Here is a 14,169-nt window from a genome sequence, read left to right on the forward strand (position 1 = left end):
TGAGGTTTTATGGCTGCGCTACCGGATAAAGAAAAATTGCTGCGTAACTTTACGCGTTGCGCTAATTGGGAAGAGAAATATTTATATATTATTGAGTTGGGGCAGCGCCTGGCGGAGTTAAATCCGCAGGATCGCAATCCGCAAAATACGATTCATGGCTGTCAGAGCCAGGTGTGGATCGTGATGCGGCGAAACGCCAACGGCATTATCGAATTGCAGGGCGACAGCGACGCGGCGATCGTTAAAGGCCTTATGGCGGTGGTATTTATTTTGTACCACCAAATGACGGCGCAGGATATTGTGCATTTTGATGTCCGGCCATGGTTCGAAAAAATGGCGCTTACGCAACACCTCACACCTTCTCGTTCTCAGGGGCTGGAAGCAATGATTCGCGCAATTCGCGCTAAGGCCGCCACTCTTAGCTAAACTGTACAGACAGCGTTCTACCTGATGTCAAATCCTTTGTCGGACGGCGACGTCGCTTTATCCAGAGTGGACAGAGCGTATATTTTGTTGTTCTGATAAGCGAAGCGCTACCAGTCGTCGCAGAGGGCATCACCAGGAATACAGGAGGTTTGGTATGAAACGTGCGTCTTTCATTACGCTAACTATTATCGGCGCGTATAGCGCGTTACAGGCAGCCTGGGCGGTTGATTATCCATTACCGCCCGAAGGCAGCCGTCTTATTGGTCAGAATCAAACCTATACCGTACAGGAAGGTGATAAAAACCTGCAGGCTATCGCCCGGCGTTTTGATACGGCGGCGATGCTCATTCTTGAAGCGAACAATACGATTGCGCCGGTGCCTAAGCCCGGTACGCTAATTACCATTCCCTCGCAGATGCTATTGCCGGATGCGCCCAGGGAAGGCGTTATCGTCAACCTCGCGGAGCTACGGTTGTATTATTACCCGCCGGGAGAAAACCGCGTTCAGGTGTATCCCATCGGCATCGGTTTGCAGGGACTGGAAACTCCCGTCATGGACACCCGGATAGGGCAAAAGATCCCCAACCCGACGTGGACGCCGACGGCAGGCATACGCCAACGTTCGCTTGAGCGGGGGATCACGCTGCCGCCGGTGATCCCTGCCGGGCCAAATAACCCGCTGGGACGCTATGCGCTGCGTCTGGCGCACGGTAATGGGGAATATCTCATTCATGGCACCAGCGCGCCGGATAGCGTAGGTCTGCGTGTGAGTTCCGGTTGTATTCGCATGAACGCGCCGGACATCAAAGCGTTATTTGCGCAGGTCAGAACGGGGACGCCGGTAAAAGTGATTAACCAGCCGGTGAAATTCTCTGTCGAGCCGAATGGCATTCGTTATGTAGAGGTACACAGGCCGCTATCGCCGGAAGAAGAGCAAAACGTGCAGACGATGCCCTACGTGTTGCCTGCGGAATTTACCGCGTTCAGAAACGCGCAAGGGGTGGATAGTCGCCTGGTCGATAAGGCGCTATACCGGCGAGCCGGGTATCCTGTCAGCGTGAGCGCCGGGCAGACGCCGGCGGTAAATACGACCGCAGTCGAATCCGCTCAGAACGGTTTTGTCGGGGAAGAGGGGCAAACGCGCGCGACGCAGTAGCCTTCGCAGCAAACGACGGACAAAAAAATGGCGCACGATGTGCGCCATTTTATATTGTGCGTCAAATTATTTACAGATGCGGAATACTTTGTTGTCCAGACGTTGGTTCGCGCGAGCAGCATCGTCTTTAGCAGCCTGAACGTCGGAACGCATTGCATTTACGTCATTACTCAGTTGCTCAACTTTAGCGCTCAGCGTCTGTACATCGGAAGACAACTGATCGATTTTAGCGTTGCTTGAACAACCTGCCAGTAACGTGGAACCCAGAACTGCTGCACCTAAGATCAGCTTGTTAGTACGGGTCATAATAATATCCTTATATTATGCATGGTTATTCGGGTAAAGAAATGGCGCACGATGTGCGCCATTTTATATCGTGCGTCAAATTACTTACGGACGTGGGATACTACTTTGTTGTCCAGACGCTGGTTCGCGCGAGCTGCGTCGTCTTTAGCAGCCTGAACGTCGGAACGCATTGCATTTACGTCATTACTCAGTTGATCAACTTTAGCGCTCAGCGTCTGTACATCGGAAGACAACTGATCGATTTTAGCGTTGCTTGAACAACCTGCCAGTAACGTGGAACCCAGAACTACTGCACCTAAGATCAGCTGGTTAGTACGGTTCATAACAATAACATTATACTTTGTGTGGTTATGTGGGTAAAAAAAATGGCGCACGATGTGCGCCATTTTTATTACGCAGGTACTATTACTTACGGTATTTAGTAGCCTGGTTGTCCAGACGCTGGTTAGCGCGAGCTGCGTCGTCTTTAGCAGCCTGAACGTCGGAACGCATTGCGTTCACGTCGTTGCTCAGCTGGTCAACTTTAGCGTTCAGAGTCTGAACGTCAGAAGACAGCTGATCGATTTTAGCGTTGCTGGAGCAACCAGCCAGCAGAGTAGAACCCAGGATTACCGCGCCCAGTACCAGTTTAGTACGATTCATTATTAATACCCTCTAGATTGAGTTAATCTCCATGTAGCGTTACAAGTATTACACAAACTTTTTTATGTTGAGAATATTTTTTTGATGGGAATGCACTTATTTTTGATCGTTCGCTCAAAGAAGCATCGAAATGCATGAAAGTCCCTAAAAAACCGAAAGAAAACAGGGGGCTTCCATCGGATTCTTCTTAGATAATCCGCAATTAGATAGTAAAATCCGATTTGATTTTTTTATTAATAGTGGCTATCGATTAAATAAAAAAAGCGCCGGAAGGGCGCTTTTTTAAACAAATTAATTCACACAACAATTATTACAGTACGTGAACAGAGGCGGTGTTAGTGGTGCCGCTTGGAACCAGCGCGCCGGAGACCATCACTACGACGTCGCCTTTCTGGGCGAGGCCGCTTTGCAGGGCGACATCTTTGCCCAGACGGTAGAAATCATCAGTAGAATTGATTTCTTTCACCAGCTGCGATACCACGCCTTTGCTCAGTACTAACTGACGGGCGGTCACTTCATTGGTGGTCAATGCCAGGATGGTGGCGTCCGGGAAGTATTTGCGCACGGCGCGAGCGGATTTACCGCCCTGGGTCGCTACCACGATCAGCGGCGCTTCCAGTTTTTCGGCGGTTTCTACCGCGCCGCGGCATACCGCTTCCGTAATGCGCAGTTTACGGCTGTCGTTGTTGTAGTCCAGACGGCTGTTCATGACGCGGTCGGTACGTTCGCAGATGGTCGCCATGATAGAAACGGCTTCCAGCGGGTATTTCCCTTTTGCGGATTCGCCGGACAGCATAACCGCATCCGTACCGTCGAGGATGGCGTTCGCTACGTCGCCTGCTTCTGCGCGGGTCGGACGCGGGTTTTTGATCATAGAATCCAGCATCTGAGTCGCGGTGATCACGACTTTACGTGCGCGGATACATTTTTCGATCATCATTTTCTGCGCAAAAATCACTTCTTCAACCGGGATTTCTACGCCCAGGTCGCCACGCGCAACCATGATGCCGTCGGAAGCTTCGAGAATTTCATCGAAGTTGTTCAGGCCTTCCTGGTTTTCGATCTTAGAGATAATCTGGATGTTTTCGCCGCCGTGGGCTTTCAGATGCTCGCGAATTTCGACAACGTCAGAACGTTTACGGATAAAGGACGCCGCAACAAAGTCAACGCCCTGTTCGCAACCGAAGATCAGGTCCTGTTTGTCTTTTTCAGCCAGCGCCGGCAGAGCAATAGAAACGCCCGGCAGGTTAACGCCTTTGTTCTCGCCCAGATCGCCGTTGTTCAGCACCTTACAAATGACTTTATTGCCTTCGATGGCGGTCACTTCCATACCGATCAGACCATCGTCAACCAGGACGGTGTTGCCAACGCTCAGGTCGCTGGTGAAGCCTTCATAGGTGACGGCAACGATTTCATTATTACCGACCACGGATTTGTCGGTGGTAAAAGTGAAGGTTTGACCCGCTTTCAGCGAAACGTCGTTACCGCCTTCCAGTTTAATGGTGCGGATTTCTGGTCCTTTAGTATCAAGCAGAATAGCGGCTTTTTTACCGGTTTTGCTCATCACGTTGCGCAAGTTCTGGATACGCTGACCGTGTTCTGCATAATCGCCATGAGAGAAGTTCAGACGCATCACGTTCATGCCCGCGTCCAGCATTTTGCTTAACATCTCTTCGGATTCGGTTTTCGGACCGATAGTACAAACAATTTTCGTCTTTTTCATGACAGTCTTAGTCTTTAAGTTGAGGAGGATATGGAAATCTGGCTTCGGGCGCGCACGGCCCGGAAGCTAAGCCTGTGTTGCTAAAGTGATGATGCCTCGCTCTAAGGATAGGTGACATCGAAAGAGCGTGCAGAGGAATGTGTGCTCGCGTTTCAGCCCAACGGGAAGGGGATAATTTTAGTCGTTGAGTTTTACAGTCCAATGCGCTGAAACCATTCAAGAGACAATTGGCGCGCATTATACGCTGAAATTTACAAAAAAGGAAAATGAAAACCCTGTTTCAAAAGACATCTGTGCAGATCCACAACGGTTTGTTATTACGCTGTTTACGATGTCGCTGGCGATGACGCCGCCCGAACAGGGGCGGCGTTGCGCAACAGCGGGTGTTGTTGCGCATAATGTCAATCGAGCAACTTTTTGCCTTCCAGGTCGATGGCGATGTTTTGGTTGTGTGCTTTTCGATAGCACAGTATCGCTATCCCGATCGCCGCCCAGCTAATTCCGAGTATCAGAGCGTGAATGTTCATGTTTAAACAGACGTAGCCGATGACGATCATCCCCATGATCGGCGAAATGACATGGGCGAAAATGCGCCGCTGGGCTTTCATCCGGAAATTGAACAGGATAAACACACACAGGTTCACGACAAAAAAAGCGAAAAGCGCGCCAAAGTTCACCAGCGTGGAGATAGATTCAATCTTGCCGGAAAACAGGTAGCTGAGCAGCAGGGTGACGCCGCCGGTAAACAGAATGGCATAATCCGGCGTTTTACGCGTGGTATGGACGTGAGCGAGGAAGGCGGGCAACATTCGGTCGCGCCCCATTGAAAATAGCACTCTGGACACCGCCGTTTGCGCGGTAATAATGTTGCCGACGGCGCACACAAACGCCACAATGATGGAAAACGCCACTTTGAGCCAGATACCGCCAACGTTGCCGGCAATGGTGAAAAATGCTTCATTCGTCGCATTACCTTCCGCGAAGCGGTCGACGTTACCGGTGGCGAACGCCGCAAACGCCACAACGATAATAAACAGTACCGTCGCCAAAACTAACGCCAACAGCGTTGCTTTACTGACGGCGCGTCCCCCGCCTTCGCTTTCTTCACTTAATGTACTGATAGCGTCAAAGCCGAGAAAGTTCAGCGCAGCCACCGAAATCGCCGTCGCGATGAGCCCTGGGGTGAACCACTGTGAATCGAAAAAAGGCCGGAAGGAAAGCGTTATCTGACTACTGTCCAGCAGCATCAGACGGACAATGAGTAGCACGAAAATCGCCAGAATACCGAGTTGAATAAAGACCAGTAACTTATCGAATTTCGCCGTTTGCTGTATCCCGAGATAGTTGACTCCGGTGCCAATAGCCACATAAATCAACGGCCAGACCCAGACCGGGATTTGCGGTAAAATAGCGTGGACCGCGACGCCGCCCAGCACTGCCACGAGCGTAGGGAACAAAAGATAATCCAGCAGTAATATCCATCCGGTCAGAAACCCTACGGCGGGATTAATGCATACGCCAGCATACGCATAGGCCGAACCCGACGAGGAGATATGTTGCGATAAGGTAGAGTAGCTGTACGCGGTAAAAAACATCGCGATCGCGCCAATAATATAAACCAGCGCAACCATACCGTGCGAAAGATTATAAACGACGCCATAAAGAGAGACTGGCGCGATAGGCACCATAAACACCAGACCATAAAGCACTAAATCGGTAAGAGACAATTTTTTGACTTTTTTCATGATAAATACCTTAATGGCTTTTTATGCCAGATCGCGTAAAAACGCGCTTACCGCTGCGAGGCAGGGCGCGATATTTTCTTCATGCGGGTTATGGCTGCTGCCGGGAATAGTGACCGCGCGGCAGTCTGAAATGTGAGAGAGAAGCGGAGAGACGACGCGCTCGGTTGCCTGATCGTTTTCGCCGCGTAGTACCAGAACAGGACAGCGTATCTGGCACAAATGGGGCGTAATATCCCAGTCGGCAAGTTTGCCATTTGCCGCCAGTTCATTGGTTCCCCATAAAATGTGATAACCCGTAGGGTCGGCGGCGAACTGCGCATTAGAGCGCTGAACATGAACGGCTTCTTCCGCGAGGGTATAAACGTGTCTGGCATAATAAGCGACCAGCTGTTCCGGTGGGTTTTGATAAATGACGGCGGGCATAATGACGTTTTTGATATCGTCATCGGACATTGGCGTCAGAGCGTTAAAGAGCCGTATGGCTTCCTGTTGCCACAGGGCGATACTGGCCGGCGAACTGGCCAGTATCGTCCCGCGAAGCCCGGCAGGCTGTAAGCAGGCGTGCTCTGCGGCAAGCATTCCGCCCCAGGAATGTCCCAGTATCGAATACCCGTGTCCAATACCCAGGTGATGAATTAATTGGGTTAATTGACGGAGATAACGCGCAATAGTCCAGAAAGACGCGTCAGCATGAGGAAAATGCGTTGAACGACCGCAGCCATATTGATCGTAAAATATTACCATGCGCCCGTCATCAGCCAGACGGCGATAATTTAATAAATAATCAAAGCCGCCAGAAGGGCCGCCATGAAGGATAATGAGCGGCGTGAGTAATGATTTTCTGTCTCCATAAATCCGATAGCTTGTCAATATGTTTTCAGAAAACATTTCGCCATAGAGATAAGTATCATTCATATTCTTAATGACTCAGTGTGTGGCAGGGCAGGCGAAATTTATATTCGCCTGGGTAATATTATTTTTTTATTGTGTGTAAAACATTACACCAGAAGGTGGCGTAATGTTCCCATTGCAGAAACTGCGGGCTTCCCCAGTGCGGCGAACAATCACTGGCAAAGCAACATACTTTCCCTTTATGGTAAGTACCCATAACTAACAGTGGATCGCCATTAATTTCAGCAAGGACTTGACTATTTTCTTTGGCGATAAGCTTGTTATAGCCCAACAGCGGCGGCCATTCGCTAAATGGCTGGGTAATAACATGTTCTACCGCAGTATTTACTGCTTTACATCCTTGCGGTAGTTCTACGCGGTCATCTACATCCAGCATATCAACCGGCAATACCTCCGCCAGAACCGTATTTTTATAATTGGCTTTTGCTTCTATTCCCGTAAAGGATAAATACCCGCCGATCATCAACAGACCGCCGCCCTCAGCAACATAATCGGCGATAAGTTGTAATGCATCAGGAATAATGTCCATATTATAAAACGTTCTGTTTTGTAGCAGGAACGTATTGCTACCGATATCACTGATGACGATCGCATCATAGCAGGCTAATGCTTCGGCAGTTTGTGGAAAACGAGTTTGCACAATATGGGCAGGCATGTAGTCTACATCGATATTACCCTGGCGCAAGCAGGATAATAAATAGTCTGCGCCTTCTTCATATTTGCTCGATGTAAAGCTATCAAAACCTTTAGAGTGAATCATATGAATGTGCCAGGATTCGCCAATAAATAAAATTTTCATTATGTCACCTGTTAATTAATGTTAATGACTTTATTAGATTGGGTACGCATTCGATGTAAAACCTGCAAGTGCTGAGGCATACTCGACGCACCGACTTGTTCCACCGCCAGAGAAGCGAAAGCGGAGGCATATTGAATGGCTGCGACCATATCTGCTTGTCGCGCCAGCGCGGCGGCTAAGGCGCCATTAAAAGCGTCACCGGCCCCGGCGGCATCTTTTACCACGGCGCTCCATGCAGGAATATACAACGTGCGGGCGTGCTCACAGAGCAGAGAACCACGGGCGCCAAGGGTAATGATGACTTTTTTCACCCCGGATTGCAGAATAATATTTCCGGCTTTTTTCGCATCATTAATATCAGTAATGGTTACGCCGGATAAAAAAGAGGCTTCAGTTTCATTCGGCGTGATGATGTCAATATCAGATAATAAATGCGTCACCTGTTTCGTATAGGGGGCAGGATTCAGCATGATCATTTTATTTTCTTGTTTGCCTAGACGAATAAATTCAGTCAACGCTTCAATGTTCGTTTCGAGCTGCATTAACATAACGTCAGACTCGGCGATATAACGGTGTTGCTCGTTAATCTCTTGCGTGGTGAGCATCATATTGGCGCCAGGGTAGATGGCGATAATATTATCGCCATCCACGGCGGAGACATAGATCAATGCGCTACCGGTGGGCGCTTTATCTGTTTGATACGCGCTGTATGAGGTGATGCCTGATTGAATAATATGATTCATAGCAAATGCGCTGAACTGATCTTTGCCCACTTTAAAAATAAAATGTGCCGCAGCGCCGGCATTGTTTGCCGCTAAAGCCTGGTTGGCTCCTTTACCGCCAGGATAGAATCCAAATTGACTGGCCAGAATGGATTCTCCGCTTTGTGGAAACCACGGCACGGTTGCTGAAACATCAATATTGAATGAGCCTAAAACACACACCTTGCCTGCTTTTTTTGGGTTTTCCCGGCGCAGTTTTGCATCCTGATGGATTGGCGTGGCGATAGTGCTGGAGATATCAATCTTATTTTCAGTGATAAGCTTACTCAGCGCGTCACGGTTTAAAATCCCTCCGCCATAGCAACGCTGAAGCATACCTGATTTCTGGAAATAGCGTAGATCGGAACGAATAGTCTCCTGGCTAACCTTATAAAGGTCTGAAAGTTTACTGACGCTAACACTATTATCCTTTATCAGTAAATTAATGATGGCATGACGTCTTTCTTCTTTAAACATATTGCCTCCGGGTAGTGAGTTGAATTGTATTTATGGCAATGTTGTCATGCGGTGAATTCAATCACAGATTATGCGGTCAACCGGAAGTAACCCCAAATGAATGTCAATAATCAGAAGCGCAGCCAATGTGTTAAATATTAATTGCTTACAGAAGGGGAAAATAGTTTTGTGAGTGTTGTCATATATTTTCTATGTAATATGACGGGGTGAACGTAAAATAGTTGGGCTTGCACGATTCAGTGAGTATATGCAGCCGGACAGCGTTCGCTTATCAGTCGCTACCCTCGACGAAATAAGACGATATCGCTCTCCGGCCCTGGGGTTATATACGCTCGATTTTTGCCGGCAGCCCCTGACGTACCGCCGCGCCAGAAACCCAGTCGAGCCAGGTGTTGGTAATGGTTCTTGTCGGATCGGCAAAGCCCAGATCGTTAAGATTTATGCCTGCCCTGATTTGTGGATCATACGGCATAGGCACGCCGTCCAGAGAGTGCTGCGTTGCGCCCATCTCGCGGTGGCCATATCCGTGTTCGATGGCAATGACGCCTGGCATCACGCCATTTAACAAACTGATTTGCGCCACGACCTGACCGCCCGGCGTAATGATCCGTACCCGATCGCCATGTTGCAGTCCATAACGCTCGCCGTCTTGCGGATTCAGCGCCACCAGGTTTGCTGGCTTCACATGGTGTAAGCGCGGGATGACGGCTGTTGAGCTGGACATGGTATTTGATTTAAATGAAATCAGTTTCAGCGGCCACTGTCCAATGGGAAACTGATCGTCAATCGCACGACCATCTGACAAACGCGCCGGATACCAGACCGGGCAACCGCTGAAACGCTCCCCGGTGATGGCGTGACGGTGGGCGGCGACATCTGCATTCCAGATCTGTAAGGGCTTTTTCCACGCGTTACCTAACCGTTGCTCCGTATAGCCGCTATCCTCGGGCGCAAACCGGCCGCCACGCGAATAGATAAACGCCACGCGACCGACCTCATCAGCTTTAAGCGTGTGCTGAATTGCTGGCAGAATGCGGCTGACGCCGGTAAGTGTAATATCTTCCTGATTTGCCGGCGCGACCGGCGTCTTGCCCATAAAGGCGATATTAGCGGCTACGCGCAGATAGAAATCTTCCGCCCGGTTCAGTGGAAAAGTATTGCCCTGCGGATCGGTTATCGCCCGGTCGCCGAAGCCGGGCAGACGGAGCCGTTTTGCTACCGCAATACAAAATGCTTCCATTGAGACAGGTTGCCCGTCCGCCGTTCGGTGAGTGGCGGGGGCGACAACCGGCCAGCGGGCGGTAGTGGCTTTACTGGCTACGCCGCCCCAGGGGGCCGTAAAGCCCCAGCTCTCAAAATTGTGCGTATCCGGCACAATGTAATCCGCCAGCGCCGTCGTTTCATTCATAAAGGCGTCAATCGCGATAAAGAGCGGCAGTCGGCGAGGGTCTTTTAGCTTTTCTTCCGCCACGGCGCGTAGACCGGGAACACCGTAAAACGGGTTGCTCATATTGGAAATCCAGGCTTTAAGCGGATAAGGATAGCCTTCGAGCGCGGAGGTCAACAGTTCGGTAAGCTGGCCTGCCACAAAGGGATACCACGGCGCTTTGGCTGGATAAGGGGATTGCCCGCCGGCAATTTTGTCGCGGTATTCTTCCGATGCTTCATAAGCGGTTTTGCTACGGGCAATACTTAACCCGGACGGTTTCACTTTTCCGGCAAAACTGTTCATGTTGTAGCGGGGCCCGTCGCTAACGCCGTTGAATTTGCCGCCGCCGACAAAGACGCCGCCGGACAAGCTGAGGTTGCCGATCAGCGCGTTAAGCATCATGACCGACCAGGCGTTATAAAACCCATTGCCGGCCATCATGCCGCCGTGACTGATGACCGCAGCTTTACGTCCGTGACTGGTAAAGGTTTCCGCCAGCGCGATAATTTGCGCTTCCGGCACGCCGCACTGTTCGCTGTATTGCGCCAACGAGAGCTTTTCTGCCGCCTCTTTCAGGCGTTGCAACCCGCTCTTCACCGTGACCCGTTGGCCGTCGGCGAGCGTAACGTACTGCGTCACGAAAAGCCGTGCCTGTCGGCAAGTGGACGCATCGACCAACTCGCCGTCGGTATTCAGCACGACGGGGGTCTCTTCGCCATCGGGCGTAAGATGGCGCAGCGTCAGGTGTTGTCCGGCAAGCGTCGGCAGTTCATCCGCAATGACCAGGTGCGTGGCGTTGGTCCAACTTTGCTCGCCGGCCTGCTGCATAGCCTGTACGCCGGGAATCGCCAGATAATCAGCATTATAACGTTCATTATCCATGATCCAGCGGATCATCCCCATTGCCAGCGCCGAATCGCTGCCGGGCATGACCGGTTGCCAGCGACCGCGAGGATCGGCGAGCACCGTTGATAAGGGGAGGGCGGGGGCAACCACGACGTATTGAAAATTCTCACGCAGTCGGGCGCTCGCCAACTGACGTGCCTGGCGTTTAAACGGATTGCCGGACTGTGCCGGGGAGGTGCCCATAAAGAGCGCAAACTCCACGTTTTCCCAGTCGGGTTTGACATGCGGGTTTTTATCCAGATCGCCCATCAATGCCCCGGAGCCGGCCCGGTAAGCCAGTCCACAGTAGGCGCCATGCGCGCCGAAATTCTTGCTGCCGAAGCTATTTAGCGCAAAACGACGCAGAAACGCATCGCGGCCTTCGTCGCTGGTATTCGTGACCAGTAACTGATTGGTTTTGGGCCCGAAACTGGGGTGCTTTGCGTCAATTGGCGTATCCGGCGCATGAATAGCGCGCAGTCCGTCCACATGACCTTCGCCAAACAGATCGCCGCCTTCCACGACTTCTTCAATAAGTTGCTCAAAGCTGATGCGCTGCCATTTCCCTTCGCCGCGTTTACCCACGCGTTTCATCGGTTCAAGCAGTCGTAGCGGACTGTACAGGCTTTCCAGCAGCGTGGCGCCGCGCGCGCAGGCGGTTGAGCGGGCGTCAAGACCGCTTTCTCCCGCCAGTTGCTCCATGGCTTCGCTAAAAGGGACGGACGAGTCAATAGGGTGTTCCTGCGACAAGGGGTGATAGGGATTGCCGGCGATGCGTATCACTTTGCCATCGGCATTTACCCTGGCGCGGATACCGCACTGTGTCCAACAGCCGAAGCATTGCGTCATGGCGATGGTTTGTTGTGGATTTTGCTGCCAGTGCGTTTGCGCCTGCGCCTCCGGAATTAACGCATTGCCAAAGATGCGGTCGCGCGTTACCTTGCCGGATGTCCCGTTTAACAGGCCATCAATTGCGCGTTTCGCCACATCACGGTAGCTCAGACCAAAAGTGACCATCCCACCGACGGCGAGACCGACTTTTAGCCACTGACGACGGGTTAAATTAGCCATGTTGTAATCTCCTGGTGAGTCCGTTCAGCGTTTCACGAATAATAATCAGTAGCGCTATCCACAGGCCGAAGGTGCCGAGAATAGCCAGCCAGCCATCCGTTCCGCCTGGTAACGAGTAAGGGTTAAATTGCGCGTTGAACTTGGGGACGGTTTGTACCTGAATCAACAATGTCCAGCGCATCAGCCAACATAGCGCCAGCGCGCTGAGAACCAGCAGGACGCGTCTTAGCTGCGATAACGGATGACGTAGCGTCAGGCTACAGAACAGCAGCGTGAATACCCACAGCGCTAGCCAGCCGACAGCGTAATATTTGGCTGACAGGGCGACGGTAATCCACTGACGGATTGCCGTGCCGGAAAGCGTATCGCCGCTAACCCACATGGCCACAACCAGCCCCAGCGCCGCCAGCGTCCAGATTTGTCCCCACAATATTTTTGGCAGCCTTACCGAGTCGCGTCGGGCGGCGACAATCATCAGCGCGAAGAACGCCTGTAAGGCGCTAAGGAACATCGCCACGGGGAAGGCGTAGCTAAACCAGATTGGGCGCGCCAGCACAACGGAGACTTCGCGGCCGGTATAAATCAACAGGCCCACCGCGCAAAGCGCGCTGGCTAACGCCAACCATTTAGTGACGTTGTAACTTTTATTGAATAATCGTTTAATCTGCTGCGCCAGGAACCACAGAGCGAGAAATCCGGTAAACAGCGGCAGGAACAACGCTCCCCAGGGCATCCACGACCAGGGCGTCGGCCAGGCATAGAAATGCCAGACGCGGGCAGTCTGGTGCAGATCCGCCGTCAGCGCCAGCGGTGCGGTAATCGCACAGGTAATGGCAATCAGTAATGCCCGATTTTCTTCTGTTGCGGCGTCTTTTTTCCGCCAGTGAAGATAACAGGCAAACAGTGCGGCGCAGGCGGCAATGCCAATAAAAAAGAAATATTGTACCGCCCACGGCAGCCAACTAATGTCCTGCGGGTGAGCCAGCACTTCTTCAATGATGAGTGAATGCGTCATTCAGACCTCCTGCCAAAGCGCGGGCTGCGCACGGCCCATTAATGGGGTGACAAAGGCGTCGTCCAGACCCAGGTAGAAAACATGGGGCGACGTGCCGTTTTCCGGCTTTAATACCTTGATAGCGTCGCGATGCTGATGAAGCAGGGTGGCGATGCGGCTATGGGGATCTTTGATATCGCCAATAATACGCGCGCCGCCGACGCAGGACTCTACGCAAGCGGGTAACAGCCCGGCTTCCAGACGATGGACGCAAAACGTGCATTTATCGGCAGTTTGCGTTTCATGATTGATAAATCGGGCGTCGTAAGGACACGCCTGGACACAATAGGCGCAGCCGACGCAGCGTTTGTTATCCACCACCACAATGCCATCTTCCCGCTGAAAGGTGGCTTGTACCGGGCAGACCGGCACACAGGGGGGGTTATCGCAATGGTTGCACAGACGCGGCAATAGCACATTCGTGACTTCCTGACTACCTTCACGCTGGACCTGGTATTGGTTCACGGTCGTACGAAACGCGCCCTGCGGCGTTTGGTTTTCAATAGTGCAACTTACGGTACAGGACTGACAGCCGATACAACGCCGCAGGTCGATAAGCATGGCGTAACGGTGTCGGGGAGAGCCTTCATGCCGCTCCGGCGAAAAAGGAAATTTCGCTTCAGCCAGCGGAACCAGCGAGGCGCCAGCGGTCAGGACGCCGAGCTGCTGGAGAAATTGCCGTTTACTGCTGTCCATATTGACTCCCGTCCACATTGCCAACAATGAAACATTTGTCACGATGTTGGTTCATGTGTAATGAATAAAAAATGTTGATGATTTACA

13 protein-coding genes are annotated in these 14,169 nt (G+C 51.6%); 2 read left to right on the top strand and 11 right to left on the bottom strand.

What is annotated here, in order from left to right; translation table 11 throughout:
• The first annotated feature begins 9 nt into the window (after positions 1–9).
• Together sufE and ACLJTG_RS01210 are read left to right on the top strand one after the other, a co-directional pair.
• A complete protein-coding gene (gene sufE, locus ACLJTG_RS01205; RefSeq protein ID WP_000729470.1) occupies positions 10–426 on the top strand; it encodes a cysteine desulfuration protein SufE in 417 nt (138 codons plus the stop codon).
• A 154-nt stretch (positions 427–580) separates the two neighbouring features.
• On the top strand, positions 581–1,582 hold the full coding sequence (locus ACLJTG_RS01210) for a L,D-transpeptidase family protein (RefSeq protein ID WP_000817059.1): 1,002 nt from the start codon (positions 581–583) through the stop codon (positions 1,580–1,582).
• A 66-nt stretch (positions 1,583–1,648) separates the two neighbouring features.
• On the opposite strand, the gene ACLJTG_RS01215 is transcribed toward ACLJTG_RS01210, so the two are convergent.
• The 11 genes from ACLJTG_RS01215 to ttrB form a co-directional block, all read right to left on the bottom strand.
• Positions 1,649–1,888, bottom strand: a complete 240-nt coding sequence (locus tag ACLJTG_RS01215; RefSeq protein WP_017465453.1) for a major outer membrane lipoprotein — start codon at positions 1,886–1,888, stop codon at positions 1,649–1,651.
• An 80-nt stretch (positions 1,889–1,968) separates the two neighbouring features.
• Positions 1,969–2,211, bottom strand: a complete 243-nt coding sequence (locus ACLJTG_RS01220; RefSeq protein WP_023226944.1) for a major outer membrane lipoprotein — start codon at positions 2,209–2,211, stop codon at positions 1,969–1,971.
• Between the two features lie 82 nt (positions 2,212–2,293).
• Positions 2,294–2,530: a murein lipoprotein Lpp gene (gene lpp, locus ACLJTG_RS01225; protein WP_001082307.1), complete on the bottom strand. Its 237-nt coding sequence runs from the start codon at positions 2,528–2,530 to the stop codon at positions 2,294–2,296.
• A gap of 310 nt (positions 2,531–2,840) precedes the next feature.
• Positions 2,841–4,253, bottom strand: a complete 1,413-nt coding sequence (pykF, locus tag ACLJTG_RS01230; protein WP_000751447.1) for a pyruvate kinase PykF — start codon at positions 4,251–4,253, stop codon at positions 2,841–2,843.
• 401 nt (positions 4,254–4,654) lie between these two features.
• The gene (locus ACLJTG_RS01235; RefSeq protein ID WP_000756089.1) at positions 4,655–5,998 is read right to left on the bottom strand and encodes an APC family permease; all 1,344 of its coding nucleotides are present in this window, start codon (positions 5,996–5,998) and stop codon (positions 4,655–4,657) included.
• Positions 5,999–6,019: 21 nt separating this feature from the next.
• Entirely contained in the window at positions 6,020–6,913 is an 894-nt protein-coding gene (locus ACLJTG_RS01240; protein ID WP_001000508.1) for a proline iminopeptidase-family hydrolase, read from the bottom strand.
• Between the two features lie 58 nt (positions 6,914–6,971).
• Positions 6,972–7,709 (bottom strand): glutamine amidotransferase, encoded by a 738-nt coding sequence (locus ACLJTG_RS01245; RefSeq protein ID WP_000697187.1) that lies wholly within the window; start codon positions 7,707–7,709, stop codon positions 6,972–6,974.
• 11 nt (positions 7,710–7,720) lie between these two features.
• Complete coding sequence (locus tag ACLJTG_RS01250; RefSeq protein WP_000471809.1) at positions 7,721–8,947, bottom strand: PfkB family carbohydrate kinase; 1,227 nt, start codon at positions 8,945–8,947, stop codon at positions 7,721–7,723.
• A 322-nt stretch (positions 8,948–9,269) separates the two neighbouring features.
• On the bottom strand, positions 9,270–12,332 hold the full coding sequence (gene ttrA, locus ACLJTG_RS01255; protein ID WP_023197956.1) for a tetrathionate reductase subunit TtrA: 3,063 nt from the start codon (positions 12,330–12,332) through the stop codon (positions 9,270–9,272).
• Positions 12,325–13,347, bottom strand: a complete 1,023-nt coding sequence (ttrC, locus tag ACLJTG_RS01260) for a tetrathionate reductase subunit TtrC (RefSeq protein ID WP_000149758.1) — start codon at positions 13,345–13,347, stop codon at positions 12,325–12,327. The genes ttrA and ttrC overlap by 8 nt, the downstream gene beginning before the upstream one ends.
• The gene (gene ttrB, locus ACLJTG_RS01265) at positions 13,348–14,082 is read right to left on the bottom strand and encodes a tetrathionate reductase subunit TtrB (RefSeq protein ID WP_001518945.1); all 735 of its coding nucleotides are present in this window, start codon (positions 14,080–14,082) and stop codon (positions 13,348–13,350) included.
• Positions 14,083–14,169: the final 87 nt, after the last annotated feature.

It is taken from the genome of Salmonella sp. SAL00672, assembly GCF_046552175.1.
In the GTDB taxonomy this organism is placed as follows: domain Bacteria; phylum Pseudomonadota; class Gammaproteobacteria; order Enterobacterales; family Enterobacteriaceae; genus Salmonella; species Salmonella enterica.